The sequence below is a fragment of the Streptomyces sp. NPDC020362 genome, from assembly GCF_040642095.1.
Taxonomy (GTDB): domain Bacteria; phylum Actinomycetota; class Actinomycetes; order Streptomycetales; family Streptomycetaceae; genus Streptomyces.
In genome coordinates this window covers 46560-73550 of the sequence record NZ_JBFAET010000024.1, presented here as the reverse complement: position 1 = coordinate 73550, position 26991 = coordinate 46560, and the positions used below count along the sequence as shown (strand labels likewise).

The following is a 26991-nucleotide window of genomic DNA, read 5'->3' as shown; positions in this document are numbered from 1 at the left end:
GGTTGATAGGCCAGATATGGAAGCCCGGTAACGGGTGGAGTTGACTGGTACTAATAGGCCGAGGGCTTGTCCATTGATGCTCGCGTTCACTGTGTTGGTTCTGAAACCACGAACAGCCCCGCTGTGACAGGCGGTGTGGCGTTCACAGTTTCATAGTGTTTCGGTGGTCATAGCGTGAGGGAAACGCCCGGTTACATTCCGAACCCGGAAGCTAAGCCTCACAGCGCCGATGGTACTGCAGGGGGGACCCTGTGGGAGAGTAGGACGCCGCCGAACTCCTTTTGTAGCTCCGGCTCTTGGGCGAACCGCCCAGGGGCCGGAGCTTTTTTGCGTTGAGGTAGGGTCAGGGGGCATCGTTGGCTCGTTTTCGCACAGGAGGCCCCCGGGTGGAGGTCCAGGAGACCCGTGTCCAGACAGACCGGGTCCTCACCATCCCCAACATCCTCAGCATGGCGCGGCTCGTCGGCGTACCCGTCTTCCTCTGGTTGATCCTCAGGCCGGAGTTCGACGGACACAACAGCGATGGCTGGGCCCTCCTCGTGCTGGCCTTCAGCGGGATCAGCGACTATCTGGACGGCAAGCTCGCCAGGCGCTGGAATCAGATCAGCAGCCTCGGCCGGCTCCTCGACCCTGCCGCCGACCGGCTGTACATTCTGTCCACGCTGGTGGGCCTCACCTGGCGCGAGATCCTCCCGATCTGGCTGACTGCTCTCCTGGTTGCGAGAGAGCTGGTTCTGCTGGTGATGGTGGGAATCCTCAGGCGTCACGGCTATCCGCCACCGCAGGTGAACTTCCTGGGGAAGGCCGCGACCTTCAACCTGATGTACGCCTTCCCGCTCCTGCTCCTCAGTGACGGAAAGACATGGATCGCGTCACTCGCTGCTATTTTCGGATGGGCGTTCGCAGGGTGGGGTACAACCCTCTACTGGTGGGCAGGAGTGCTCTACGTGGTGCAAGTCCGCCGCCTGGTCCGTGCGGACGCCGCGACCGATTGAGCTCGTTGATTGTCCGGACATAGTGGCCCGATGGCCCGCTGCCCACATCTGCGGGACAATCAGGACGGGTGAAGTCGGCTAGACCGTCGTCTCTTTAGGAGGACGCTTCCGACATGAAGGCCGTCGTGATGGCCGGTGGCGAAGGCACTCGCCTTCGCCCTATGACCTCCAGCATGCCCAAGCCGCTCCTGCCGGTGGTGAACCGGCCGATCATGGAGCATGTGCTACGGCTGCTCAAAAGGCATGGGCTCAACGAGACCGTTGTCACCGTGCAGTTCCTGGCATCGCTCGTCAAGAACTACTTCGGCGACGGCGAAGAGCTCGGAATGGAACTCACATATGCCAACGAGGAGAAGCCACTCGGTACCGCCGGAAGCGTCAAGAACGCCGAAGAGGCGCTGAAGAACGATGCTTTCCTTGTCATCTCCGGCGATGCCCTGACCGACTTCGACCTCACCGACCTGATCAATTTCCACAAGGAGAAGGGCGCGCTGGTCACGGTCTGTCTGACCCGGGTGCCCAATCCGCTCGAGTTCGGCATCACCATCGTCGACGAGGAAGGCAAGGTCGAGCGCTTCCTCGAGAAGCCGACCTGGGGTCAGGTCTTCTCCGACACGGTCAACACGGGCATTTATGTCATGGAGCCCGAAGTCTTCGACTACGTCGAGCCCGACGTGCCCGTCGACTGGTCCGGCGACGTCTTCCCGCAGCTGATGAAGGAAGGCAAGCCGATCTACGGCTATATCGCCGAGGGCTACTGGGAGGACGTCGGCACCCACGAGAGCTATGTGAAGGCGCAGGCCGACGTCCTGGAGGGCAAGGTCAACGTCGACATCGACGGCTTCGAGATCTCTCCGGGCGTCTGGGTCGCCGAGGGTGCCGAGGTGCATCCCGATGCCGTTCTCCGTGGGCCGCTCTACATCGGTGACTACGCCAAGGTGGAGGCCGGCGCGGAAATCCGCGAGCACACCGTCGTCGGATCCAACGTCGTCGTCAAGAGCGGTGCATTCATGCACCGGGCCGTCGTCCACGACAACGTGTACGTCGGTCAGCACAGCAATCTGCGCGGCTGTGTCGTGGGCAAGAACACCGACATCATGCGGGCGGCCCGGATCGAGGACGGGGCAGTCATCGGCGATGAATGCCTGATCGGGGAAGAATCGATCGTTCAGGGCAATGTCCGGGTCTACCCGTTCAAGACGATCGAGGCCGGTGCCTTCGTCAACACCTCTGTCATCTGGGAGTCCAGAGGCCAGGCCCAGCTGTTCGGCGCCCGCGGGGTGTCCGGAATCCTGAACGTGGAGATCACCCCCGAACTGGCCGTGCGGCTGGCCGGCGCCTATGCGACCACCCTGAAGAAGGGGGCCACGGTCACCACCGCCCGAGACCACTCCCGTGGTGCCCGTGCACTCAAGCGGGCCGTGATCTCCGCGCTCCAGGCCAGTGCCATCGACGTACGCGACCTGGAGAACGTGCCGCTGCCCGTGGCCCGGCAGCAGACCGCACGGGGCAGTGCCGGCGGCATCATGATCCGGACCTCGCCGGGTGTGCCGGACTCCGTCGACATCATGTTCTTCGACGGGCAGGGTGCGGATCTGTCGCAGGGCGGTCAGCGCAAGCTCGACCGGGTCTTCGCGCGACAGGAGTACCGCAGGGCGTTCCCGGGGGAGATCGGTGATCTGTACTTCCCGGCGAGCGTGTTCGACTCGTACACCGGTTCTCTGCTGAGGAACGTCGACACCACCGGGATCGCGGAGTCGGGTCTGAAGGTCGTCGTGGACGCCTCCAACGGCAGCGCCGGCCTCGTCCTGCCGAGCCTGCTCGGCAAGCTCGGCGTGGACTCGCTGACCATCAACCCCGGTCTCGACGAGTCCAGGCCCACGGAGACGGAGGAGATGCGCCGGAACGGGCTGATGCGTCTCGGCGAGATAGTGGCGTCCTCCAGGGCCGCGTTCGGTGTCCGGTTCGACCCCGTCGGCGAGCGGCTGTCGCTCGTGGACGAGAAGGGCCGGATCATCGAGGACGACCGGGCGCTGCTGGTGATGCTGGATCTGGTGGCGGCCGAGCGGCGCAGTGGACGGGTGGCGCTGCCGGTGACCACGACGCGGATCGCCGAGCAAGTGGCCGCGTACCACGGCACGCAGGTCGAGTGGACCACCACGTCTCCCGACGACCTCACGCGTGTGGGGCGCGAAGAGGGCACCATCTTCGGCGGTGACGGCAAGGGCGGCTTCATCGTCCCCGAGTTCAGCAGCGTCTACGACGGCACGGCGGCCTTCGTACGGCTGATCGGGCTGGTGGCGCGTACGCAGCTCACGCTGAGCCAGATCGATGCGCGGATTCCGCGGGCGCACGTCCTCAAGCGGGACCTGGCGACGCCGTGGGCCGTCAAGGGACTGGTCATGCGGCGCGTCGTCGAGGCGGCCGGGGATCGCTTTGTCGACACGACCGACGGCGTACGGGTCGTGGAGACCGACGGCCGCTGGGTGATGGTGCTGCCCGACCCGGCGGAGGCGGTCACCCACCTGTGGGCCGAGGGACCGGACGACGCCGGAGCGCAGGCCCTGCTGGACGAGTGGTCGTCCGTGGTGGACAGCGCAGGGCGGTAGAGCGGGCAGTCCGGACGGCAAAACCACCGCACGCGCGCGTGCCGGACAAGTGTCCCCAAGGGGGCCTGTCCGGCACGCCGGTGGGGCCATTCGGAGGTACTGCTCGCGACATGCGACGATGTGCGGCATGCCGCAGCAACCCCCCGTTCGGAGCAGCCCCCCGCGGGCACAGCGTCCGGACGCTTCCATGTCGTTGATCACCAACGTCATGGACCACAGCCTCGACGACGGGTACGCCGAGGCCGCCGCCCGCAAGAAGTCCGAGGGGGAGGGCGGGCTGCCGAAGACCCTCAGGGCGAAGCTGGGCCTGGCGGCGGGGCTGGTGCTCGCGGCGCTGGTCGTGACCGTGGGTGCGGCGCAGGCGCGCGTGGCGGCGCCTGTGGTGGCCAAGGAGCGTCAGGAGCTGATCGACCGCATCGACCGGGAGACCTCGGGCGCGGACAAGCTGGAGAGCACTGTCGACGCATTGCGCGACGACGTCAGCGCGCGGCAGCGAGCGGCTCTGAAGAAGAGCGGCGCCGGTGCCGAGGCGGACCTGATGGGTGTCCTGTCGGGGGCCACCGCGGTGCACGGCCCCGGGATCAGGCTCGTGGTGAACGACGCCAAGGAGGCCAGTACCGGCGGTGACGGAACCAATCCGCGCGAAACGTCCGGTTTCTCAGACACTGGACGGGTTCGTGACCGGGACATGCAGCGGGTGGTCAACGGGCTGTGGGCCTCCGGGGCCGAGGCCGTGTCGATCAACGGACAGCGTCTGACGGCCCTGTCCGCGATCCGGGCCGCGGGTGACGCGATACTGGTGGACAACAGGCCGCTGGTGCCGCCGTACACGGTGCTGGCGGTGGGGGACGGGGAACGCCTGAGCACCAGGTTCCAGAACAGCGCCGACGGGCTGTACCTGCACGCCCTGGAGCAGAACTACGGGATCCGGACCGCCATCTCCGCGCAGGGCGACGTCCGGTTGCCCGCTGCACCGAGTGTGATCGTACGTACAGCACAGCCGAAAGCCGAGAAGACTGAGAAGGGCACATCGTGATCGCCGTACTGGGCCTCGTCGTGGGAGTCGTGGCCGGCCTGTTGGTCCGGCCTGAGGTTCCGGCGGTCGTCGAGCCTTACCTGCCGATCGCCGTCGTGGCGGCGCTGGACGCCGTCTTCGGTGGTCTGCGGGCCATGCTCGACGGGATCTTCGACGACAAGGTCTTCGTGGTGTCGTTCCTGTCGAACGTGGTCGTGGCCGCGTTGATCGTGTTCCTGGGGGACAAGTTGGGCGTGGGCGCGCAGCTGTCCACGGGTGTCGTCGTGGTCCTGGGTATCCGGATCTTCTCCAACGCCGCGGCGATCCGGCGGCACGTCTTCAGGGCGTGAGACCGATGAGCAACCAGGAGGAGCAGCCGGAGAACAGGCTGCGCAAGGAACTGCCCGACGAGGTGCCGGCGTCGGCCGCCGAGCCGGAGGAGGCTCCCGCCGGGAGCGGTGAGCCGCCGCTCACCGGGCGTCAGCGGCTGGTCAAGGGGCTGTGGCCGCTGCGGGTCACCCGGGCCCAACTCATCGTCGCGCTGCTGCTGTTCGGGCTCGGATTCGGGCTTGCCGTGCAGGTGGCGTCGAACAGCGACAGCGACAGCGCGCTGCGCGGCGCGCGTCAGGAAGATCTTGTTCGCATTCTCGATGAACTGGATTCGCGTACTCAGCGTCTTGAGGACGAGAAGCAGGGACTCGAAAAGCAGCGCTCGGAGCTGCAGAGCAGCTCCGACCAGGCCGCGGAGGCGCGCAAGCAGACGACCGAGAAGGAGCGGCAACTCGGCATTCTGGCGGGCACCGTGGCGGCGCAGGGTCCCGGCATCACCATGACGATCGAGGACACGAAGGGGACGGTCAAGGCGGACATGCTGCTCGACGCGATCCAAGAGCTGCGCGCGGCCGGTGCGGAGGCGATCCAGGTCAACGGGGTGCGGGTGGGCGCGAACACCTACTTCACCGACTCGGGGAAAAGCGTGAGCGTCGACGGGAACAAGATCAACGCCCCCTATCGTTTCCTGATCATCGGCAAGCCGCAGGACCTCGAGCCGGCGCTGAACATCCCTGGAGGCGTGGTGCAGACCTTGGAGAAGGAGCAGGCCACGGCGACCGTGGAGCGGTCGGACAAGATCGTCGTGGACGCCTTGCGACAGGCGAAGCAGCCTGACTACGCTCGGTCGTCCTCCCAGTGAACCGGCGGTGCATGGGGGACGTCCGGCAGGGGCATGAGGTTGCGGGGGGTCGACGCACTGAAGGGGTGGTGCGTGGTGGAAACTGTCTGGTGGATACGGACGTTGTGAGAATGTCCGGGTCGGCCGGTGTAGGCAATCAGGGTTCGTCCTGCCCCACGGGCGGGTCTGTTTCGGTCAAGGGGAATCGCCCGTGAAGTTGTTTGCGAAGTTGTTCGGCAAGAGCGCGCGAGAGGGCAGCGACAACGCGACCGCTCGTCATCGCGCACAGCCTGACGCAGAGGGTCAGCGCCCGCTGTTCCGTGACCAGGTCGCTGGTCCGGGCGGTGACATTTCCGGAGGTCAGGGCGCGGCGTCTGTTGACCCTGCGCAGTCCGGCGGCATAGGTTTCGGGCAACCGTCAACCTCAGGTGCGGGTGGAGAGTTCGCCTCCAACCCGTACGCGACCAATGCCCCGTCGGGACAGCCGCGGCAGGAGGATCCGTCCATGTCGGTCCTGGTGTGTACGAGGTGCGGTAACCGCAATGCGGAGAACGCCCGGTTCTGCTCCAATTGCGGAGCACCGCTGCGCGCCGGGGTGGCTCCGGAGCGCGCCTCGGAGACCACGTCCACCATCTCCATCTCCGGCCTCGAGGCCTACGAGGCAGAGGCGACCGGGCAGACGCCGCTGCCGATGCTCTCGCCCGAGGCACAGGCCGCGGTCGACGCGCTGCCGCCGGGATCGGCGCTGTTGGTGGTGCGGCGGGGCCCGAACTCGGGCAGCCGCTTCCTGCTGGACAGCGACCTGACCACGGCCGGCCGTCATCCGCAGAGCGACATCTTCCTGGACGACGTCACGGTCTCGCGGCGGCACGTGGAGTTCCGGCGCTCCCAGGACGGCTCGTTCACGGTGGCCGATGTCGGCAGTCTGAACGGCACGTACGTCAACCGTGAGCGGATCGACCAGGTTCCGCTCGCGAACGGTGACGAGGTGCAGATCGGCAAGTACCGGCTGGTCTTCTACGCGAGCCGGCAGGGCATCTGACCCTCCGGATCCCGTCCGGGGGACCCCAGGGAAGGTCCATGCTTCAAACACCGAGCGGCGGTGCCCGAAACGGTACCGCCGCCACGGACAGTGGGCTGATGAGCATCGGCACGGTGCTGAACGCGCTGCGCGACGAGTTCCCCGAAGTCACCATCTCCAAGATCCGCTTTCTGGAGTCGGAGGGGCTCATCGAGCCGCGGCGGACCCCATCGGGGTACCGCAAGTTCAGCGCCGGGGACGTGGAGCGTCTCGCTCACGTCCTGAGGATGCAGCGGGACCACTATCTGCCGCTCAAGGTGATCCGCGAGCACCTGGCGGCCATGGAGCGGGGCGAGGCCGTCCAGCTGCCCGTGGTCGGGCGCCAGCGCACCGGGCAGGAGGCGCCGGAGCCCGCCGAGCGGCCCACACTCGCCCGGGTCGGGCGGGCCGAGCTGCTGGCGGCCGCCGGTATCGACGAGGACGACCTCAAGGAGTGGGAGTCGTACGGGCTCGTCGCTCCTCTGGAGGACGGGGCGTACGACGCCGAGTCCGTCACCGTGGCCTCGCTCGTCGCCGAGCTGGGCCGGTTCGGGATCGGGCCGCGACACCTGCGGGTGATGAAGGCGGCGGCCGACCGCGAGGCGGGTCTCGTGGACCAGGTGGTGGCCCCCCTGAAGCGCCACCGCAACCCTCAGACCAGGGCACACGCCGAGGCTCGTACGAAGGAGCTGGCGGCGCTCACGGTGAAGCTGCACGCCGCACTGGTACAGACCGCCCTCGGGGTGCGGCTGCCCTGAGCGGCGGGGTCTCCCGGACGGCCGGATCGGGCACCTGTTCCCGGCCCGACTACCCAAACGTCCCGGGCACGGCCTAGGGTTGCTGTGTGAACGAGCTCGATGTCGTAGGTGTCCGGGTCGAAATGCCCTCCAACCAACCGATCGTGCTCCTGCGCGAAGTGGGAGGCGACCGTTACCTCCCCATCTGGATCGGGCCGGGGGAGGCGACGGCGATCGCCTTCGCCCAGCAGGGCATGGCGCCCGCGCGACCGCTGACCCACGACCTGTTCAAGGACGTGCTGGAGGCCGTCGGCCAGGAGCTGACCGAAGTGCGCATCACGGATCTGCGTGAGGGCGTCTTCTACGCGGAGCTGGTCTTCGCCAGCGGGGTCGAGGTGAGCGCCCGTCCCTCCGACGCCATAGCGCTCGCCCTGCGCACCGGAACGCCGATCTACGGCAGCGACACCGTGCTGGACGACGCCGGCATCGCCATTCCGGACGAGCAGGAGGACGAGGTGGAGAAGTTCCGCGAGTTCCTCGACCAGATCTCGCCCGAGGACTTCGGCACCAGCAGCCAGTGAGCCGGGTCCCGCCGGGCGCCCGGCGGGTCTGTGACCGGTCGGTCGACGGCCCGTGGGGCCCCGGCAGCATGGCAATTGCCACCGGCCATTGAGAGCGTCCTACGGCCTCCCGTGAACGCATTCGGCTAGCCTTTCCCCGCGGTGGGGACGGGAAACCACTCCTAGGGTGATTATCACTCGGCGTGCCGAGTGTGGCGATCGTTGACGCACCCCTGGTGACTGCCTACCGTCGAGAGGGCAGGTCAAGGACGGAGGTCGGCGTGAGAACGAGCGGCGACGGTACGGTGGGGGGTACCCCCGGACGCGGTCTGGGGGAGAGCGGTCCGTACCCGCTTCACAGCAGCGCGGTCGACCACGCCCAGCAGCGACCGACGGCGGTGCCGAACGGCGGAGGGGCGGCGTCCATGGCGTCCGAGGAGATCGGCTATCGCGGGCCCACGGCCTGCGCTGCGGCCGGCATCACCTACCGGCAACTCGACTACTGGGCCCGTACCGGCCTCGTCGAGCCGAGCGTGCGGCCCGCCTACGGGTCGGGCACCCAGCGTCTCTACAGCTTCCGGGACATTGTCGTCCTGAAGATCGTGAAGCGCTTCCTGGACACTGGGGTTTCGCTGCAGAACATCCGCTCGGCCGTGCACCACCTGCGAGAACGCGGTTTCCGCGATCTGGAGCGCATGACCCTCATGAGCGACGGTGCGACGGTCTACGAGTGCACCTCCCCGGACGAGGTCCACGCCCTGCTCCAGGGCGGTCAGGGCATCTTCGGGATCGCCGTCGGCGTGGTCTGGCGCGATGTGGAAAGCGCGCTCTCCCAGCTGCACGGGGAGCGTATCGACACCGGGGAGACGCTCATCGGGCACAACCCCTCGGACGAACTGGCGCGGCGCCGCAACCGGGCTGTCTGAGCGGAACCGCGCCCGGGCCCGCCGGGCGCGGGCGGGGCGCTGGTGAGTGCGTAGAGGCCCTGACCGTCGGCCCTGACCGCCGACGCTTGTCGCAAGGGGCCGTCCGGGCGTCGCAGCCCTGCTCCGGCCCGTCCCGTGCCGGTCCGTTGTCAGTGGCGTGGTGCAGCATCAGAGGTGTGAGAAACGCTCCCACGGTCCTGCATCTCGACATGGACGCCTTCTACGCCTCGGTGGAGCAGGCATCCAAGCCGAGCCTGCGTGGGAAGGCTGTCGTCGTGGGCGGACTGGGACCGCGCGGAGTGGTGGCCACCGCGTCGTACGAGGCGCGCGTCTTCGGGGTGCACTCGGCGATGCCGATGGCCCAGGCGCGCCGCCTGGCGCCGAACGCCGCGTACCTCGTGCCGCGCTTCACTCTGTACCGGTCGGTCAGTGACCAGGTGATGGCGCTGCTGCGGGAGCTGTCGCCGCTGGTGGAGCCGCTGAGCCTGGACGAGGCGTTCGTGGACCTGGAGGCCGGGGGAACGGCCTGGGACGAGGAATCGGCACGCCTGGCCGCAGTCAAGCTGCGCGCGGACATACGGGCGGTCACGGGGCTCACCGGGTCGGTGGGGCTGGCCGCCTCCAAGATGCTCGCGAAGATCGCCTCGGAGCAGGCCAAGCCCGACGGACTCGTACTCATCGAGCCCGGGACCGAGCGGGCGCTGCTGGGCCCCATGCCGGTGCGGACCCTGCCCGGGATCGGGCCGGCCACCGGGGACCACCTGAGACGGGCAGGGATCACCATGGTCGAGGAGCTGGCCGAGGCGGGCGAGGACGAGCTGGTACGGCTGCTGGGCAAGGCGCACGGGCACGCGCTGTACGCCATGGCGCTGGCGCGTGACGACCGGCCCGTGGTGGCCGAGCGGGAGACCAAGTCGGTATCGGTCGAGGACACCTACGACGTGGACATCCACGACCGGCTGCGGGTCGGTCTGGAGGTGCAGCGGCTCGCCGACCGGTGTGTGCGGCGGCTGCGCGAGGCCGGGCTGTCCGGGCGGACCATCGTGCTGAAGGTGCGCAGGTACGACTTCTCGACGCTCACCCGGTCCGAGACGCTCAGAGGCCCCACGGACGACCCGGCGGTGATCCGGGAGGCAGCCGCGCGGCTGCTGGAGTCCGTGGACACCACGGGAGGCGTCCGCCTGCTCGGCGTGGGGGTCTCCGGGCTCGCCGACTACACCCAGGAGGACCTGTTCGCACAGGCGGCGGGCGAGCGGGCCGCGGCCGCGCAGGCGCCGGAGGAGGACGTGCCCGAGGCCGTGGAGCGCCCGGAGCCCGCGGAACGGCAGTGGCGTGCGGGACACGACGTGCGGCACGCCGAGTACGGGCACGGCTGGGTGCAGGGCAGCGGCCTGGGGCGGGTCACTGTCCGCTTCGAGACGCCGCAGTCCCCGCCGGGGCGGGTAAGGACGTTTCTTGTCGATGATCCTGCGCTGGAGCCGGCCGAGCCGCTGCCGCTGGTCCTGGACGGGGTGGACACCGAGGTGTAGGGGGCCTGCCTGTCCGCTGCCGGGTGCGGGTTCGTCGTGGTTCTTCGCGCAGTTCCCCGTGCCCCTGGGTGGGTGCTGCTCTGTTGTCGGGTGCGGGGGCTGTCGTGGTTCTTCGCGCAGTTCCCCGTGCCCCTGGGTGGGTGCTGCTCTGTTGTCGGGTGCGGGGGCCGTCGTGGTTTCTCGCGCAGTTCCCCGCGCCCTGGGTGGGTGCTGCTCTGTTGTCGGGTGCGGGGGCCGTCGTGGTTTCTCGCGCAGTTCCCCGCGCCCCTGAGCGGTTGCCGTTGGCGGAGTCGGCTCAGCAGGCCGTGTTTCCCTCAGCCTTCCTCGCTGCCTGCCAGCTTGCCGAAGTCGCGGTCCGGGGCGGGGGGCGGGGCCACGTCCAGGCCGTAGTGGTGGTAGAGCTGGAGTTCCTGTTCGGGAGAGAGATGGCGGCCCACGCCGAAGTCGGGGGCGTCCTTGATGAGCGAGCGCTCGAAGGGGACCCGGAGGGCACCTTCGACAAGTTCGCTGGGCTCCAGGGGGACGAAGGCGTCCCGGGAGAACAGGCCGGTGCGTATGGCCGCCCACTCCGGCACCCCCGTGGCGTCGTCGAGGTACACCTCGTCGACCGTGCCGATCTTGGTGCCATTGCGGTCGAACGCCTTGCGGCCGATCAGGTTGCGCGGATCGATGTCGGTCTGCACGGTCCCTCTCCCTCCACGTGGTCGCAACTCATCCGTAAGCACTACAAAAGAGCACATTCAGGGAGGCGGCCACTCGAGGGCTCGGGCGTTGACCTCGCTGGTAGGCTGACAGCGGCTGCTGACCCCGTGCGGGAGAGTCCTCCGACCACTTCGGAGGCGCCGAAGGAGCAAATCCTCCCCGGAATCTCTCAGGCCCACGTACCGCACGGACGAGGTCACTCTGGAAAGCAGAGCGGGTGCCGACGGCTTCCGCTCTCACCGACGGTGAAAGCCGGCGCCCTCGGGTGCCCGGTGAAGCTCTCAGGTTGAGATGACAGAGGGGGAGGCCGTCGGGGCACCCACGCCGTGGTGCCCCTCGAAGGTCGCGTCAGACCAGGAGGCCTCCGCAATGACCGCCCATCGCATTCCGCTCTCCGAGCTCGAAGCGGGCATCCCCTTCGAGCAGCGCCACATCGGGCCCGACCAGGAGGCGCGGGCCAAGATGCTCGCGCACGTCGGATACGGCTCCCTCGACGAGCTGACCGCCGCCGCGGTCCCGGACGTGATCAAGAACGCGGACGCCCTGGACCTGCCGGGCGCCCGCACCGAGGCCGAGGTGCTCGCCGAGCTGCGCTCGCTCGCCGACCGCAACCAGGTCCTCGGCTCGATGATCGGGCTCGGCTACTACGGCACCTTCACCCCGCCGGTCGTCCTGCGCAACGTCATGGAGAACCCGGCCTGGTACACGGCCTACACGCCGTACCAGCCGGAGATCTCGCAGGGCCGTCTGGAGGCCCTGCTGAACTTCCAGACGATGGTCGCCGAGCTGACCGGCCTGCCCACCTCCGGCGCCTCCCTGCTGGACGAGGGCACCGCGGCCGCCGAGGCGATGGCGCTGTCCCGGCGCATGGGCAAGAACAAGAAGGGCCTGTTCCTGGTCGACGCGGACGCCCTGCCGCAGACCGTCGCCGTCATCGAGACGCGTGCGGAGCCGACCGGCGTCGAGGTCGTCGTCGCGGACCTCAGCGACGGCATCCCGGCCGACATCGCCGCCCGCGAGATCACCGGCGTCCTGATCCAGTACCCGGGCGCCTCCGGTGCCGTACGCGACATCAAGCCGCTGATCGACCAGGCCCACGAGCTGGGCGCCCTCGTCACCGTCGCCGCCGACCTGCTCGCGCTCACCCTGCTGACCTCGCCGGGCGAGCTCGGCGCGGACATCGCCGTCGGCACGACCCAGCGCTTCGGTGTCCCGATGGGCTTCGGCGGTCCGCACGCCGGCTACATGGCGGTGCAGGAGAAGTTCGCGCGCAGCCTGCCCGGCCGTCTCGTCGGCGTCTCCGTCGACGCCGACGGTCACAAGGCCTACCGCCTCGCGCTGCAGACCCGTGAGCAGCACATCCGCCGGGAGAAGGCCACCAGCAACATCTGCACCGCGCAGGTGCTGCTCGCCGTGATGGCCGGCCTGTACGCCGTCTACCACGGCCCCGAGGGCCTGCGCACCATCGCCCGCCGCACCCACCGCTACGCCACGATCCTCGCCGAGGGCCTGAAGGCCGGCGGTGTCGAGATCGTCCACGGCGCCTACTTCGACACCCTCACCGCGCGCGTGCCCGGCAAGGCCGCCGGGATAGTCGCCGCGGCCCGTGACAAGGGCGTCAACCTGCGTGCGGTCGACGCCGACCACGTCTCCCTCGCCTGCGACGAGACCACCAACCGTGCCCAGCTGGACGCCGTCTTCGCCGCCTTCGGCGTCGCGGGCGACATCGAGGCGCTCGACGCGGCCGCCGGGGAGGCCCTGCCCCAGGCGCTGCTGCGCACCGACGACTACCTCGCCCACCCGGTCTTCCACGACCACCGCTCCGAGACCGCGATGCTGCGCTACCTGCGCAAGCTGGCCGACCGCGACTACGCGCTGGACCGCGGCATGATCCCGCTGGGCTCCTGCACGATGAAGCTCAACGCGACCACGGAGATGGAGCCGGTCACCTGGCCCGAGTTCGGTCAGCTGCACCCCTTCGCGCCCGCCGAGCAGGCCGAGGGCTACCTCACGCTCATCCGCGAGCTGGAGGAGCGTCTCGCCGAGGTCACCGGCTACGACAAGGTCTCGCTCCAGCCGAACGCCGGTTCACAGGGCGAGCTGGCCGGTCTGCTGGCCGTCCGCGGCTACCACCGGGCCAACGGCGACGAGCAGCGGACCGTGTGCCTGATCCCGTCCTCCGCGCACGGCACCAACGCCGCCAGCGCCGTGATGGCCGGCATGAAGGTCGTCGTCGTGAAGACCGCCGGGGACGGCGAGATCGACGTCGAGGACCTGCGGGCCAAGATCGAGCAGTACCGTGACGAGCTGTCGGTGCTGATGATCACCTACCCGTCGACGCACGGCGTCTTCGAGGAGCACGTCGCCGACATCTGCGCCCAGGTCCACGAGGCGGGCGGCCAGGTGTACGTCGACGGCGCCAACCTCAACGCCCTGGTCGGCCTCGCCAAGCCGGGCCACTTCGGCGGCGACGTCTCGCACCTGAACCTGCACAAGACGTTCTGCATCCCGCACGGCGGCGGCGGCCCCGGCGTCGGCCCGGTCGCGGTCCGCGCGCACCTGGCGCCGTACCTGCCCAACCACCCGCTGCAGCCGGAGGCCGGACCGGAGACGGGCGTCGGCCCGATCTCGGCGGCGCCCTGGGGCAGCGCCGGCATCCTCCCCATCTCGTGGGCGTACGTCCGCCTGATGGGCGGCGAGGGCCTCAAGCGCGCCACCCAGGTGGCCGTGCTCTCCGCGAACTACATCGCCAAGCGCCTGGAGCCGCACTACCCGGTGCTCTACACCGGTCCCGGCAACCTGGTCGCGCACGAGTGCATCATCGACCTGCGCCCGCTGACCAAGGCGACCGGCGTGAGCGTGGACGACGTGGCCAAGCGCCTGATCGACTACGGCTTCCACGCGCCGACCATGTCCTTCCCGGTGGCCGGCACGCTGATGATCGAGCCGACCGAGTCCGAGGACCTGGCCGAGCTGGACCGCTTCTGCGACGCGATGATCGCCATCCGCGCGGAGATCGAGAAGGTCGGCTCCGGCGAGTGGCCCGCGGAGGACAACCCGCTGCGGGGTGCCCCGCACACCGCCGCCGCGCTCGGCGATGAGTGGACCCACGCCTACAGCCGCGCGGAGGCCGTCTTCCCGGCCGGAGTCTCGGTCGCCGACAAGTACTGGCCGCCGGTGCGCCGTATCGACCAGGCCTTCGGAGACCGCAACCTGGTCTGCTCCTGCCCGCCGCTGGACGCGTACGAGGACTGAGCGCCTTACGGCCCGGTGCCCCCCGGCGGAGTACCCTCCGGCCGAGCACCTTCCCGGTGAGAGCCCCGCCCGAGCTTCGGGCGGGGCTCTTGCCTTGCTCACGCGGTCGCGAGCGACACCTCGGTCGACTTGATCAGGGCAATCACGTCCGAGCCCACGAAGAGGCCGAGGTCTTCGGCCGCGTCCTTGGTGATCACCGCCGTGAGTTTGCCGCCCGCCACGGCGATCTTCACCGAGGCCATGGCTCCGCCATGGGCGAGCTGGACGATTGCGCCGGGCAGCTGGTTGCGGATGGACAGCCCCTCCACACCGCTCGTGGCCAGGGCGATCTCCGTCGACTTCACCAGGGCGTGGACGCGGGAATCCGGGGCGAGGCCGAGCTGTTCGACGGCCTCCAGGGTGATGGCCGCCATGAGCTCCTGCCCGCCGTCCAGACGGATCTTGACCGTGGCCATGACCTCGCCGGGCTGGACCTCGGTGACGGTGCCGGGGAGCTGGTTGCGGATGCTGAGTGTCATGGGCACCCACGGTAGAGCGCCTGTCCGGTCAGGCAGGGTATGCGTGTGTCTGGGTCGCTTTGACAGTCGCCCAGACAGCTGCGCCGGGGTGCAGGTCCAGCTCGGCGGCGCCGACCGTGGTGAGGTCGGCGGCGAGGGCGAGCTCGCCGGTGAGGTCGGCGCGGATCTGGTCGCCGTGGGTCTCCAGCCCCGCGACCTCGCAGCGCCACAGATTGCGGGCGCTGGCACCAGTGGGCCGGTCCCGGAAGAGGGTGACGGCGACCGGCGGGAACGCCACGAAGACCGGTCCGGACAGGTCCTCCGTGGTCGTGATCGACGGCCCTGCCTCCAGCCGTACGGTGTGCCCGTCGGCCACTCCGCGGTAGAGGTTGAGGCCGACCAGCTGGGCGATGTAGTCCGTGCGCGGATGGCGGGCGATCTCGGACGGAGTGCCCTCCTGGACGACCCGGCCGTGTTCGACGACCACCAGCCGGTCGGCGAGCACCATGGCGTCGAGCGGGTCGTGCGTGACCAGGACGGCGACCGCCTCGAACTCGGCCAGATGGCGGCGCAGCTGGGCGCGCACCTCCAGCCGGGTGCGGGCGTCCAGGGCCGCGAGGGGTTCGTCCAGGAGCAGCAGCCGGGGCCGGGTGGCGAGCGCGCGGGCGAGCGCGACGCGCTGGGCCTGGCCGCCGGAGAGGCGGCGGGGCTTGGCACCGGAGTGGTCGGTGAGGCCCATCCGGTCCAGCCAGGCCGCGGCCTGTGCACGGGCCTCGGCCTTGGAGGCGCCCTGGCAGCGCGGCCCGAAGGCCACGTTGTCCAGGGCGGACAGATGCGGAAAGAGGAGGTAGTCCTGGAAGACGACGCCGACCGGGCGGGACTCGGGCGGAATGCGCTCCAGGGACGCGCCGTCCAGCCGCAGATGGCCGTCGGTGAGGGGGACCAGACCGGCGAGGGCGCGCAGGGCGGTGGTCTTGCCGGCGCCGTTGGGGCCGAGCAGCGCGACGACGTCTCCGGGAGCCGCGGCCAGGGCCACGTCGAGGCGGAAGGTGCCCCGGTCGACGACGAGGTGGGCGTCCAGCCCCTGCTCGCCCACGGCCTCGGGCGCGAGGTCGGCCTCGGGGGCGTCGATGTCGGTCATGAAGGGATCGTCCAGCCGGGTCTCGTCGGGGGCGTGGGAGGGGCGTACGGCGTCGTCATCGGGGCTGCGTGCCGTCGTGCACGTTCGATCGTCCCCCATGCGCGCGCGGTCGTCAGGTGCCGGTCAGCCAACGGTCGCGCAATCCCGCCAGGACGGTGATCGACACGGCCAGCAGGACCAGGCTCAGTGCGATGGCTGCGTCGGGGTCGTTCTGCAGGGCGAGGTAGACCGCGAGGGGCATGGTCTGGGTGCGGCCGGGGAAGTTGCCGGCGAAGGTGATCGTCGCACCGAACTCGCCGAGCGCGCGGGCCCAGGCGAGGACCGCGCCCGCGGCGATGCCGGGCGCGATCAGCGGCAGGGTGACCCGGCGGAACGCGGTGAAGCGGGAGGCCCCCAGCGTGGTGGCCGCCTCCTCGAAGCGCGGGTCGGCGGCGCGCAGGGTGCCCTCGACGCTGATGACCAGGAACGGCATCGCGACGAACGCCTCCGCGATGACGACCCCGGTGGTGGTGAACGGCAGGGTGATCCCGAACCATGAGTCGAGCCACTTGCCGACGACTCCGTTGCGGCCCAGGGCGAGCAGCAGGGCCACACCGCCGACCACCGGCGGGAGCACCAGGGGCAGGGTCACCAGGGCTCGTACGAGGCCGCGCCCGGGGAAGTCCGCGCGGGCCAGCAGCCAGGCCAGCGGCACGCCGAGGACGAGGCTGACGGCGGTCGCGGCCGTGGCGCTGACGAGGGAGAGCTGGAGCGCCTGCCACACCTCGGTGCTGGTCAGCAGGTCCGGCAGGCTGCGCCAGGGGGCGCGGACGAGCAGGGCGATCAGGGGCAGCAGCAGGAACACCAGGGCGAGCACCCCGGGCAGCAGCAGCGGCAGCGGCAGCCCGGCCCGGACGCGGCGGCGCCGCGGCCCACCCGTGCGGGGGTCGGCCGCGGCGCCGGGCTTGTCGAGCGAGGTCACGGCTTGAGGAAGCCGGCCTGGCTCAGGACCTTCTGGCCCTCGGCGGACTGCACCAGTGCGATGAACGCCTTGGCCGCCTCGGCGTTCTTGGCGTTCTTCAGCAGGGCGATCGGGTAGTCGTTGATGGCCTTGGCCGACTCGGGGAACTCCACGCCCTCCACCTTGCCACCGGCCGCCTTCACATCGGTCTTGTAGACCACCGCGGCGTCGGCCTCCTTCAGCACCACCTTGTTCAGGGCGGACTTGACGTCCTCCTCGTAGGAGGCCGGGGTGAGCTTGAGCTTGCTGGCGTCCAGGGCCTTCTGGGCGGCGGCGCCGCACGGCACGGTCGTGTCGCACAGGACGACCTTCAGGCCGGACTTGGTGAGGTCCTTCAGGGAGGCCACCTTGTCGGGGTTGCCCGGCAGGGTGGCGATCTCCAGCTGGTTGCGGACGAAGGTGGCCGGGGTGCCGACCGCGTCCTGCTTGCCCGTCACGATCGCCATGGTCTTGGGGCTGGCGGCGGCGAACACGTCCGCCGGGGCACCGCCGGTGATGCTCGCGGCCAGGGTGTCGCTGCCGCCGAAGTTGAAGTTGACCTTGGTGCCGGGGTGGTCCTTCTCGAACTCCCTGCCCAGGGCCGTGAAGCTCTCCTTGAGGGAGGCGGCCGCGAACACGTTGATGTCGCCGGAGAGCTTCGGGGAGGCGGAGGACGACGAGTCCGCCTTGTCCGGCTTGGTCGAGTCGTCGGAGGAGGAGCAGGCGCTGAGTGCCATCAGGGCAGCGGCTCCCGCACCGGCCAGCTGCAGCATTCGCCGGGTCCGGCGCACGGAACGGGTCATCACGGATCTACTCCTCGGGATCTTGGAACAACGGTCGCGCCCTGCCACGGCCGGAATCGGCCGTGCGGCGATGATACTGCCGCATCTGCGAGCTGTAAGTCTCCTGTCACATTGCATGAGCTGCTTACTTGTGACGTGTGGTTGGCATGTGCGTTTGTACGGTGCTCAAGCACGGGTACGGTCCTGCGGGAGGTGGTCGCGGTGACTCTCGCGGAACTCGCTCTGACCGGCGATCTCGTACGACCGGCCCGGCTGACCGTGCCGGACCTGTCCGCCTGGCCCCAGCACCGGGCTGACGTCAGCTTCGAGTGCGCGACCAGCGGCATCCAGCACCACCGGTTCTCCGGACCGCGCCTGTACGACGTGCTCGCCGACGCCGGGCCCGGCTTCGATCCGGTCCGGCGCAAGGACCGGTTGCGCTTCCTGATCGCCGTCACCGGCACCGACGGTCACCACGCCCTGCTGTCCTGGGCCGAGATCGACCCGGACTTCGCCGACGCCCCTGTGCTGCTCGCCGTCACGATCGACGGCACCCCCCTGGATGCGGCCGGGCCCCAGCTGGTGCTCCCGCAGGACCGCTGCGGGGCCCGGCACATCAGCGGGATCACGGCGATCCGGGTGGACGGCGGCTACGGCTTCGGCGGTCCAGCGCCGGCCACCCCCGGTCGCGCGTCAGCGGCAGCTCCGTAAGCCGCTCGCCCGTCACGTCCCGCACGGTGTTGGCCGGGGCAGGCGCGACCGGGTTGAAGGGGGCTCTCGCTCATCGACTTCGCGCCCGGCGGCCCGACCCCCTGCTCACGGGCGCGCCGGCCGACGTCCGCGTCGCCTGCGGCCGCACCGTCCTCGGCCCGCTGCTGGACGCCGGCCGCGCAGGCGTCGCGGTACTCCTGGGCACGCTGGAGACGTTCCTCGCCTGCGACGGATCCGGGGCGCGCACCGCACAGGCCCTGCATCTGCACGTCAACACCGTGCACCACCGGATCCAGCGCATCGAGTACTTCACCGGGCGGGACCTGTCCCGGCTGAGCGACCGGCTCGACCTGTGGGCGGCGCTGCTGTGCCGGTGAGGGCGCGGGGTCAGACGCGGTCGATGTGCACGTTCGTGGACTTCACGCGCGCGGTGGCCTCCATGCCGACCTCCAGGCCCAGTTCCTCGACGGCCTCCCGGGTCAGCAGCGAGACCAGCCGGTGCGGGCCCGCCTGGATCTCCACCTGGGCGGCGACGTCACCGAGCTTGATGGCGGTGACGATGCCCGGGAAGGCGTTGCGGACCGAGGTGTAGGAGGCGTCCTCCTCGCCGCTGCCTCCCTTGGCCAGTTCGACCGAGAACGCGGCGAGGTCCTTGCCGTCGATGAGCCGTCGGCCGGCCTCGTCGCGGTGGGTGGCCATCCGGCCCGCGTCGGCCCAGCGACGGGCGGTGTCCGGGCTCACGCCGAGGAGCCGCGCGGCCTGGCCGATCGTGTAGGACTGCATGCCGGTCACGATAGGGCCACGACGAAGGAACCGTGGACACGGGGTTGGCCGATGGGTATAACGCGATATAGCGTTAGTGCGTGATGGAGGGTCCCGGAGGGGCGTCGAGATCGGGGTGAGGGCATGTCGGCCGAGCAGGTGCATACGTCGTTGCCGTCCGGGCTGCGGGCCTCGGACGCGGACCGGGACCGGGTACTGGACATGCTGACCGGTGCAGTGGGAGACGGCCGGCTGACCGCAGGGGAACACGAGGAGCGGGTGGCGGACGCCCTGTCTGCGCGCACGCTCGGCGACCTGGAGGTGCTGACGGCCGACCTGCCGGCCGGGACGCCCGGGCCGGCCCCGGTCAAGGGCGCCGTCCGTATCGAGCAGCAGTACTCCTCGACCGTGCGCCGCGACGAGTGGTCGGTGCCGCGCCGGATGGACATCCGGTCAGCCTGGGGCGATGTGACCCTCGACTTCACCCGGGCGGTGATCGGCCACGACAGCCTCCGCATCGACCTGGACCTGCGGGGTGGCACCCTGCGGCTGATCACCCGACCCGGCATGGTCGTGGACGGCGATTCCCTCGCGATCGAATACGGCAGGACAAAGGTGCGGCCGGCCGGGAAGCCCGGGACGCCCGTGGTGCTGCGCGTGGAGATACGCGGGCGGCTGAGCCTGGGGCGGCTGGAGGCACGGCCGCCGCGGCGGCCGTTCGGCAGGAGGACGGCGACGGCCTGAAGGCCCGTGCCGTCCTCCGGTCCGACTGGCTGGTGCCGGTCAGCCGGTCAGCCGGTATGGACGCGTGGGCGCCGGTCGCGGTTCGGCTCCGCCTCGCGGAGTACCTCGCGGGTGACCGGGGCGACCTCGCCCTGCCCGAAGAGGAAGAAGCGCAGGAAGTTGGCGAACGGGTTGCCCTCGGTCCACTCGAAGTAGATGTGGGGGGTGCAGCTCGTCATGTCCCGGACGTGGAGGAGGAGCGCGGCGAGCGCGTTCGGGATGGAGGAGGACTCCACGGTCAGCACGCGGTAGCGGTTGTGCAGGACCTCGCCGTGCACGGTCAGGCCCGCCTCGAACTCCGAGGGGTCGGTCACCGTGACCTCGACGAAGACGAAGTCCTCCTGCTCGGGCATCTCGTTGTCGGCCCGGATCTGCTCGACCTTGTCGCGGTACTCGGCCTTGTCGCGCCGGTCGGGCTCGTTGGCGATGAAGCGCATCTTGCGGCTGGCCATATCCCTGACGAATCGTTCCGCCATCGGGTCCATGGCCACGTGGGTCACGCGCAGCTCGAAGGCGCGGGCCAGCCGGGACAGCAGCGAGACCAGGATGATGCCCGCGATGAAGCAGGCACCGATCTTCACACCGTCCGGGCGCTCGATGACGTTGACGACGGTCGTGTAGAGGAACACCACCGAGATGATCGCGAACGTGACGGTCCAGCCGTGCTGGCCCGCCTTGCGGGCGGCGATGGTCACCGCGATGGCCGCGGAGCTGATCAGCACCAGCACACCGGTGGCGTAGGCGCCGCCCTGCGCGTCGACGTTGGCGTCGAAGATCCAGGTGACCAGGAAGGCCACCAGCGTGAAGACGATGACCATCGGCCGGACGGCCCGCGCCCAGTGCGGGGCCATGCCGTAGCGGGGCAGGTAGCGCGGCATCAGGTTGAGCAGACCGGCCATGGCGGAGGCGCCGGCGAACCACAGGATGGCGATGGTCGAGGCGTCGTAGACCGTGCCGAAGGCGTTGCCGAGGTACTCGTGCGCGAGGTAGGCGAGCGCGCGGCCGTTGGCCTGGCCGCCGGGCTTGAACTCGTCCGCCGGGATCAGCAGCGTGGTGATGAAGCTGGTGGTGATCAGGAAGACGCTCATGATCAGGGCGGCGGTGGTCAGCAGCTTCTTGGTGTCCCGGATCCGTCCGGTCGGACGCTCCTCGGTGTCGTCCGGGTCGCCCTTGACGTGCGGCATGACGGCGACGCCGGTCTCGAAACCGGACAGACCGAGCGCGAGCTTCGGGAAGACGATCAGGGCCACGCCGACCATGACGAACACGTTGCCGTGTTCCGCGGTCAGGGCGGTGGTCCAGTCGGTGATCACGTGCCCGGCGGTGATCACGTGCCACAGGCCGACGATCACGACGACGACGTTGAGCGCGAGGTAGATGCCGACCAGGGCGACGGCGACGCCGATGGCCTCCAGGAAGCCCTTGAGGAACACCGCGCCGAGCAGGGCCACCAGGAAGAGCGTGATCACCATCTGGTGGCTGTGGAGCGTGCTGTTGAGGTGCGGGTTCTCCACCAGGTGGGTGGAGGCGTCGGCGGCGGAGAGGGTGATGGTGATCAGGAAGTCGGTGGCCGCGAAGCCCAGCAGGGTCAGCACGAACAACTTGCCCTGCCAGAAGGAGAGCAGCCGCTCCAGCATGGCGATGGAACCCTCGCCGTGCGGGCTCTCATCGGCGACCCGGCGGTACACCGGAAGGGCGCCCGCCAGGGTGACTATGACGAGCACGATGGTCGCGATGGGCGACAGCAGACCGGCCGCCAGGGCCGCGATGCCCGGCTGATAGCCGAGGGTCGAGAAGTAGTCGACACCGGTCAGGCACATCACGCGCCACCAGCGCTGAACCGAGTGACCGGTCTCCGGCTGGGCTTCGGAACCGTTGTGGCCGCCGTGCTTGCCCATGTCGGACAGCCCCTCCAGCATCCAGGCGCGCAGGCGACTGGGGGGGTGCTCGGTCGTGACCATCGGCGTGCTCCTGGTGTGTGGCTCAGTCGTTTCCGGCCATCACGCGGACGGCGGCACCAGCGTATGCAGAGAGTTACGCCAGGGCCCACGGATCAGGTGTCCGGGGGCGTCAATCTTGCGTTAAGAATGACCCGACGGGAGAAGGCGACGCATCAAAAAACGGAGTCCCGCGAGTTCACGCGGCACTTTGGGCTGTATGGAGAAGTGTCCGGGGGAGAAACGGCCCCGGACCCGAGATCGGACACCGTGCGTCATCTCGCACGACGTCTCCATGCTGCCCCGGCCGCAGAGGATCCGCAGCCGCAGCGACACGCTCCGCGCCCGCTGCTCCGGGCGGTCGGCAGCTCGGTGGCGCAGGGCCGCGCCGCGCCTTGATCGGTGGTGCCGGGTCGGGCCGCACCTTGCTCGATGGCAGACGGCCGTGCCGCACCTTCATCGGTGGACTCCGCCGCGCCGCCCCTTGCCGGGCGGAACTCGGCCGCGGGCACCTTGGGAGGGGACCCGGCGACTTGAAGGTGTCCTGGCGTCTTGAGGATGTCCTGGCGTCCTGAGGGTGTGCGACCGACATCGCCCCGTCGACGACCCGCAGGGGCCCGGGCGCGTTCAGGCCGGCGGCGCAGCCGTCACAGTCCCCGGGTGTCCATGCGCAGATGCCATGCGTTGCGCCGGTGGACCGACACGAGGTCGGACTCCAGCGGCGACGGCGGCACCGCGAGGACCGGGCAGACGGCGTGGGCGAGACAGTGCCGGGAGACGCGGCTCGAGAAGGCGCGCTGCAGCCCGCGCCGGCCGGCGCCCACGACGAGGACGTCGTCCTCGCGGTCCGCGGTCGCCACCAGCGCCCTGCCCGGGGTGCCGCACACGATGAGGGCGTGCAGCGGCACGCCCGGGCCCTCCTCGCCGAAGATCTCGTCGAGCACGGACACCAGCCGCTGCTTGGCGAGCCGCTGCCACTCCTCGAGCAGCAGGCCGGCGGCGGGCGAACGGCGGGCGGCGGGATCGCCCCCGGGCGGCTCCCAGGCCAGCACCGGCCATAGCTCGGCTCCCAGGCGTCGCGCCAGCGCGGTGGCCCGGCGCAGGGCCCTGACGCTGCCCAGGGAGCCACTCACGCCCACCACCACACGGGCGGCCGCGGAGGCGTCGTAACCGGACATGACTTCACCGTTTCCCCGCGGGTGCCCGCGGGTCCTTCCCGCGGACGGTCCCGCGTGCGGGGCCTTTCTCTCATCCCACCCCCGTGCGAGCCGTTCGACCAGCCGGGGGACCGTATCCCTGCCAGATTTCCGACGTGCTCGGACCGCCTGGTCACGGGCTCCTGTCAGCAGCGCGTCAGCGTCGCGCCCGCTCACGTCAACATCGCGTCAGGAGGCGTCGGCGGGTCGGCCGGGGCGGGCATAGCGTCGAGGCAGCCCCGGTCCGCCTCCCCGCGTCCGGGGCACCAAGGCCCAGCCCATCCGCCCAGGAGGCGACCCATGCCCGAACTCCTCTGCGACGACGACCCGGAGCCTTCCGAACGCACCCCGGCCGGACCGCTGTACGTGCCCGTCCGGCCGGGACCCACCGGATGCGCGACGCGCCTGTTCCGCACCCCCCTGGGAGGCCGCACGGCCGTCGCCTTCACCTCCGTACGCCGACTGGCCGGCACGCTCGGCCCCGATCAGCAGTGGATCCGCCTCTCCGAGCCCGCGCTGCGTGCGCTGACGGCGCCGCTCGGCGTCACCGCCCTCACGGTCGACCCCACGTTGTCGGCCCCGGCACCCGTACCCGCCGCACGAGCGATCCCGCTTCCGGCGCTCCGCGCCACGGAGGGGAGCACCCGATGACCACCCTGCACGAAGCCACCGCCCCCGTCACCGCCGCCACCCCCGCCGACCTCTCCGTCTGGCCCGCCTCCGCCACCGAACCGAGCCCGGGCGATCCGGCCGTCGCCGGCGTGCCGCTGACCGAGATCGCGGACCGCTTCGGCACCCCTGTCTACGTCCTCGACGAGGGCGAGGTGCGCGAGCGCTGCCGCGCCTACCGGCAGGCCTTTCCCGATGCCGAAGTCCTGTACGCGGCCAAGGCGTTCCTGTGCCGGGCCATGGTCCGCTGGACGGCCGAGGAGGGCCTGGGCCTGGACGTCTGCTCGGCCGGTGAGCTGGAACTGGCGGTCACCGCCGGGTTCCCGCCCGAGCGGATCGTGCTGCACGGCAACGCCAAGTCGCCGCACGACCTGGAGACCGCGCTGCGCCTGGGCGTGGGCCGGATCGTGATCGACAGTCCCTCGGAGATCGCCCGGCTGGCCGCCGCCCTCGGGCCCGACGGCCGCCAGCGGGTGATGGTCCGGGTGGTGCCCGGGGTCGGCGCCGGCGCTCACCAGAAGATCCGCACCGGAACCGAGGACCAGAAGTTCGGCCTGTCCGTCTCCGACGGCCATGCCCAGCACGCCATCGCCCGCATACTCGACCAGCCGCAGCTCGAACTCACCGGCCTGCACTGCCACCTGGGCTCGCAGATCACCGGCGTGAAGCCGTACGTCACCGCCGTGCGCCGCATGGTCGGCCTCCTGGCCCGGCTGCGTGACCAGCACGGGCTCGCGCTGCCCGAACTCGACCTCGGCGGCGGCCACGGCATCGCCTACCGCCCCGGCGAGCCCGCCCTGGACCCGGTCGCCCTGGCCCGCAGGGTCCACGCCGAGCTCTCCGCGGCCTGCGCGGCCGCCGAACTCCCGGTGCCCCGCCTGATCATCGAACCCGGCCGGGCGATCGCCGGGCCGGCGGGTGTGGCCGTCTACCACGTGCTGGCCGTCAAACGCACCGGCGCCCGCACCTTCGTGGCCGTCGACGGCGGCATGAGCGACAACCCACGGCCCGCCCTGTACGGCGTCCGGTACGCGCCGCGCCTCATCGGCCGGCCCGCCACCGAGCCCCTGACCCCGGTGACCGTCGTGGGCCGGCACTGCGAGGCCGGTGACGTCCTCGCCGAGGCCGAACTTCCCGCCGACGTACGCCCGGGCGACCTGCTCGCCGTCCCGGTGGCCGGGGCCTACCAGCTCTCCATGGCCTCCGCCTACAACCTGGTCGGCCGCCCGCCGGTGGTCGCCGTGCACGACGGCAGGGCCCGGCTGCTGGTCCGCCGGGAGTCGCTGGCCGACCTGCGCAGCCGGGACGTGGGCGTCTGACGCTCCGTCGCACCCCGACTCCCGGGCGGGCCGGTCCTCCCTCCCTCGCCGGCCGACCCGCCCGGGCTCTGTCCCCGTTCACCCGCCCCGCTGGTTCAGCACCCGCCGGGTCCACCACGGAGCACCGCCGGGAGTCGCCGTCAGGCGCGAAACGTCCCGCAGGCGGCCGTCGACTTCCTGAGGTTCCTCGCCTCCGGGACCACCGACCGGGGGCTGGTCGAGAAGAACGGCGTCCTGCCCCGTGCGAGGCACTGCGGCAGCGTGTGACTACGGGCCGTGACCGACCCCGGACACGCGTCGGGGCCGGTGCGCACCATGGGTGTGCGGCCGGCCCCTCGGATCACCGGGCGGTGCGGCGGACCGCCCGGGTGTGACGGCTCAGGCGGCGGTCATCACATGGTCCGCACCGAGCGGACGGTGCGGGGCGATGACCCGGCCGTCGGGCAGAAGCTCACCGGTGTCCTCGAAGAGCAGAACGCCGTTGCACAGCAGACTCCATCCCTGCTCCGGGTGGTGCGCCACGAGACGGGCGGACTCCCGGTCGGCGGACTCTGCTGGCGGACACGGCGGCTGGTGCTGGCACATGGGTGGGATCTCTCGCTCTGTTGTGGTCATGTCCGTCCCCCGTGGTGATTGGTCGGTCGGAACCAGTGTTGCCCTCTGGGCGTCATTCCGCAGGGATTTCGCAGCACCGCTTCTCACAGGTTCATGACGCGTCACCCGGGCGGACGGTTCATTCCAACTGCACTGTCCCTTTGGGTGGTTCGGGGTGGCCGGATAGGGCTAGTCCGAGCGGGAGAGATCCTTTATCGGCTCGTAAGAGCAGGGAATTGCTCGTACGAGCGCATTCCCTCGAGAAAGTCGTTGCACGGGAAACGGTCGTAAGGAAAAAAGGTCGTACCCCGCTCCCTTCCGGGCAGCGGGGTACGCGGGCGTCGGTCAGGCGGGCGAGCCGAGCAGTCTGATGGGAGTCGCCCGGTGCGTCAGCACCGGCAGCAGCTCGGCGACCCGGTACGGCCGGTGGGCCGAGATGCCCGGCGGGGCCGGGGCCAGCGGGACGAGCAGGTCGGTGGCGACCGGATGGCCCTCGGCGCCGTCGGCGGCGGTGTCGCCGTGCAGCCACAGGGTGAGCATGTACAGGCCGGGCACCGACAGCAGTCGCGGCTGGTACGGCTGCGGCAGCGCCTCGGCCTGCTGCAGGGCGCGCTCGGTGGAGCCGATGTAGGGGCCCTCGAAGAAGTGCGAGAACGCCCATCCGTCCGGGGTGAGCATGGTGTCGGCCGCGGCCGCCGCGCGATCCCCGCAGCGGATCAAGAAGCGCCAGCCGGCCAGCCGGGTCGCGGACAGGCCCTGCGCGGTGATCCGGTCCAGCACGTGTACCGGAAGCGGGAGTTCGGGTATCGCGGGTCCCTGGGCGACGCGCAGGGACGGGGTTCGGGCCTCGCGGACCGCGGTGGGGGAACCGAGGGCCGTGAGGACGGAGCGCAGTGCGGGCGCAGGGGCAGGGGGCACGTGCAGCGGCATGGTGGGTCGCCTCTCGTTCGACAGGCGCGGCGGCGCGAGAAGGGTGGGGCGGACGACGCTGTCTGCTCACGGGGGTGGCCAGAGGGGAGGGGGCCCGGCGGGGTGAACGAGCGGCCGAGGCCTGCCGCCCGT

General features: G+C 70.4%; 25 protein-coding genes, 2 rRNA genes, 2 pseudogenes and 1 riboswitch. Of the genes and pseudogenes, 18 read left to right on the top strand and 11 right to left on the bottom strand.

Annotation, left to right across the window (positions count from 1 at the left end; all coding sequences use genetic code 11):
* The 12 genes from AB0H32_RS12965 to AB0H32_RS12910 all read left to right on the top strand — a co-directional run.
* Window positions 1–74: ribosomal RNA gene (locus tag AB0H32_RS12965) — 23S ribosomal RNA — on the top strand; the annotation flags it as partial.
* 85 nt (window positions 75–159) lie between these two features.
* Window positions 160–276 (top strand): 5S ribosomal RNA (gene rrf, locus AB0H32_RS12960).
* A 110-nt stretch (window positions 277–386) separates the two neighbouring features.
* Window positions 387–995, top strand: coding sequence for a CDP-alcohol phosphatidyltransferase family protein (locus AB0H32_RS12955; protein ID WP_361118697.1), 609 nt, complete (start codon window positions 387–389; stop codon window positions 993–995).
* Window positions 996–1108: 113 nt separating this feature from the next.
* Window positions 1109–3604, top strand: a complete 2496-nt coding sequence (locus AB0H32_RS12950) for a mannose-1-phosphate guanyltransferase (RefSeq protein WP_361118694.1) — start codon at window positions 1109–1111, stop codon at window positions 3602–3604.
* 118 nt (window positions 3605–3722) lie between these two features.
* Complete coding sequence (locus AB0H32_RS12945; RefSeq protein ID WP_361118691.1) at window positions 3723–4640, top strand: DUF881 domain-containing protein; 918 nt, start codon at window positions 3723–3725, stop codon at window positions 4638–4640.
* A complete protein-coding gene (locus AB0H32_RS12940; RefSeq protein WP_003988855.1) occupies window positions 4637–4969 on the top strand; it encodes a small basic family protein in 333 nt (110 codons plus the stop codon). The genes AB0H32_RS12945 and AB0H32_RS12940 overlap by 4 nt, the downstream gene beginning before the upstream one ends.
* Before the next feature lie 5 nt (window positions 4970–4974).
* Entirely contained in the window at window positions 4975–5811 is an 837-nt protein-coding gene (locus AB0H32_RS12935; protein ID WP_361118688.1) for a DUF881 domain-containing protein, read from the top strand.
* Between the two features lie 190 nt (window positions 5812–6001).
* The gene (locus AB0H32_RS12930; RefSeq protein WP_361118685.1) at window positions 6002–6832 is read left to right on the top strand and encodes an FHA domain-containing protein; all 831 of its coding nucleotides are present in this window, start codon (window positions 6002–6004) and stop codon (window positions 6830–6832) included.
* A gap of 38 nt (window positions 6833–6870) precedes the next feature.
* Window positions 6871–7608, top strand: coding sequence for a MerR family transcriptional regulator (locus tag AB0H32_RS12925; RefSeq protein ID WP_361118682.1), 738 nt, complete (start codon window positions 6871–6873; stop codon window positions 7606–7608).
* Window positions 7609–7694: 86 nt separating this feature from the next.
* A complete protein-coding gene (locus tag AB0H32_RS12920) occupies window positions 7695–8168 on the top strand; it encodes a bifunctional nuclease family protein (protein WP_026253112.1) in 474 nt (157 codons plus the stop codon).
* 260 nt (window positions 8169–8428) lie between these two features.
* Window positions 8429–9073, top strand: coding sequence for a MerR family transcriptional regulator (locus tag AB0H32_RS12915; protein WP_361118678.1), 645 nt, complete (start codon window positions 8429–8431; stop codon window positions 9071–9073).
* Between the two features lie 176 nt (window positions 9074–9249).
* Window positions 9250–10602, top strand: coding sequence for a DNA polymerase IV (locus tag AB0H32_RS12910; protein ID WP_361118675.1), 1353 nt, complete (start codon window positions 9250–9252; stop codon window positions 10600–10602).
* Window positions 10603–10916: 314 nt separating this feature from the next.
* On the opposite strand, the gene AB0H32_RS12905 is transcribed toward AB0H32_RS12910, so the two are convergent.
* Window positions 10917–11285: a PRC-barrel domain-containing protein gene (locus tag AB0H32_RS12905; protein WP_361118672.1), complete on the bottom strand. Its 369-nt coding sequence runs from the start codon at window positions 11283–11285 to the stop codon at window positions 10917–10919.
* Window positions 11286–11404: 119 nt separating this feature from the next.
* Window positions 11405–11499, top strand: a riboswitch (glycine riboswitch).
* A gap of 174 nt (window positions 11500–11673) precedes the next feature.
* On the opposite strand from AB0H32_RS12905, the gene gcvP reads away from it, so the two are divergent.
* The gene (gene gcvP / locus AB0H32_RS12900; protein WP_361118669.1) at window positions 11674–14559 is read left to right on the top strand and encodes an aminomethyl-transferring glycine dehydrogenase; all 2886 of its coding nucleotides are present in this window, start codon (window positions 11674–11676) and stop codon (window positions 14557–14559) included.
* 98 nt (window positions 14560–14657) lie between these two features.
* On the opposite strand, the gene AB0H32_RS12895 is transcribed toward gcvP, so the two are convergent.
* From AB0H32_RS12895 to modA, 4 genes are all read right to left on the bottom strand, one after another.
* Window positions 14658–15077 (bottom strand): TOBE domain-containing protein, encoded by a 420-nt coding sequence (locus tag AB0H32_RS12895; RefSeq protein ID WP_361118666.1) that lies wholly within the window; start codon window positions 15075–15077, stop codon window positions 14658–14660.
* A 28-nt stretch (window positions 15078–15105) separates the two neighbouring features.
* Entirely contained in the window at window positions 15106–16197 is a 1092-nt protein-coding gene (locus AB0H32_RS12890) for an ABC transporter ATP-binding protein (protein WP_361118703.1), read from the bottom strand.
* 112 nt (window positions 16198–16309) lie between these two features.
* Window positions 16310–17158 (bottom strand): molybdate ABC transporter permease subunit, encoded by an 849-nt coding sequence (modB, locus tag AB0H32_RS12885; RefSeq protein WP_361118663.1) that lies wholly within the window; start codon window positions 17156–17158, stop codon window positions 16310–16312.
* Window positions 17155–17979 carry a molybdate ABC transporter substrate-binding protein gene (modA, locus tag AB0H32_RS12880; protein ID WP_361118660.1) on the bottom strand — a complete coding sequence of 275 codons (825 nt, stop codon included), beginning with the start codon at window positions 17977–17979 and terminating at the stop codon, window positions 17155–17157. Before modA ends, modB begins: the two co-directional genes overlap by 4 nt.
* Before the next feature lie 201 nt (window positions 17980–18180).
* Here modA and AB0H32_RS12875 point away from each other — a divergent pair, with 201 nt between their 5' ends.
* A complete protein-coding gene (locus tag AB0H32_RS12875) occupies window positions 18181–18669 on the top strand; it encodes a molybdopterin-dependent oxidoreductase (RefSeq protein ID WP_361118656.1) in 489 nt (162 codons plus the stop codon).
* Here the strand turns inward: AB0H32_RS12875 and AB0H32_RS12870 are convergent.
* Window positions 18584–18767, bottom strand: a pseudogene (locus AB0H32_RS12870) (hypothetical protein); the annotation flags it as partial. The gene AB0H32_RS12875 and the pseudogene AB0H32_RS12870 overlap by 86 nt on opposite strands.
* Before the next feature lie 90 nt (window positions 18768–18857).
* Here AB0H32_RS12870 and AB0H32_RS12865 point away from each other — a divergent pair.
* Window positions 18858–19046, top strand: a pseudogene (locus AB0H32_RS12865) (helix-turn-helix domain-containing protein); the annotation flags it as partial.
* 10 nt (window positions 19047–19056) lie between these two features.
* Here AB0H32_RS12865 and AB0H32_RS12860 read toward each other — a convergent pair.
* The gene (locus tag AB0H32_RS12860; RefSeq protein WP_067312120.1) at window positions 19057–19452 is read right to left on the bottom strand and encodes a helix-turn-helix transcriptional regulator; all 396 of its coding nucleotides are present in this window, start codon (window positions 19450–19452) and stop codon (window positions 19057–19059) included.
* Between the two features lie 123 nt (window positions 19453–19575).
* On the opposite strand from AB0H32_RS12860, the gene AB0H32_RS12855 reads away from it, so the two are divergent.
* Entirely contained in the window at window positions 19576–20175 is a 600-nt protein-coding gene (locus tag AB0H32_RS12855) for a DUF1707 domain-containing protein (RefSeq protein WP_361118652.1), read from the top strand.
* Between the two features lie 47 nt (window positions 20176–20222).
* On the opposite strand, the gene AB0H32_RS12850 is transcribed toward AB0H32_RS12855, so the two are convergent.
* Together AB0H32_RS12850 and AB0H32_RS12845 are read right to left on the bottom strand one after the other, a co-directional pair.
* Window positions 20223–22175 (bottom strand): APC family permease, encoded by a 1953-nt coding sequence (locus AB0H32_RS12850; RefSeq protein WP_361118649.1) that lies wholly within the window; start codon window positions 22173–22175, stop codon window positions 20223–20225.
* Window positions 22176–22798: 623 nt separating this feature from the next.
* The gene (locus AB0H32_RS12845) at window positions 22799–23329 is read right to left on the bottom strand and encodes a universal stress protein (RefSeq protein ID WP_361118646.1); all 531 of its coding nucleotides are present in this window, start codon (window positions 23327–23329) and stop codon (window positions 22799–22801) included.
* A 318-nt stretch (window positions 23330–23647) separates the two neighbouring features.
* Between AB0H32_RS12845 and AB0H32_RS12840 the strand changes: the two genes are divergently transcribed.
* The gene (locus tag AB0H32_RS12840) at window positions 23648–23998 is read left to right on the top strand and encodes an SAV_915 family protein (protein ID WP_361118643.1); all 351 of its coding nucleotides are present in this window, start codon (window positions 23648–23650) and stop codon (window positions 23996–23998) included.
* Window positions 23995–25335 (top strand): diaminopimelate decarboxylase, encoded by a 1341-nt coding sequence (lysA, locus tag AB0H32_RS12835; RefSeq protein WP_361118640.1) that lies wholly within the window; start codon window positions 23995–23997, stop codon window positions 25333–25335. The genes AB0H32_RS12840 and lysA overlap by 4 nt, the downstream gene beginning before the upstream one ends.
* A gap of 378 nt (window positions 25336–25713) precedes the next feature.
* Here the strand turns inward: lysA and AB0H32_RS12830 are convergent, their stop codons facing one another.
* Complete coding sequence (locus AB0H32_RS12830; protein ID WP_116152356.1) at window positions 25714–25920, bottom strand: DUF5999 family protein; 207 nt, start codon at window positions 25918–25920, stop codon at window positions 25714–25716.
* 354 nt (window positions 25921–26274) lie between these two features.
* On the bottom strand, window positions 26275–26859 hold the full coding sequence (locus AB0H32_RS12825) for a hypothetical protein (RefSeq protein WP_361118637.1): 585 nt from the start codon (window positions 26857–26859) through the stop codon (window positions 26275–26277).
* Window positions 26860–26991 lie beyond the last annotated feature (132 nt).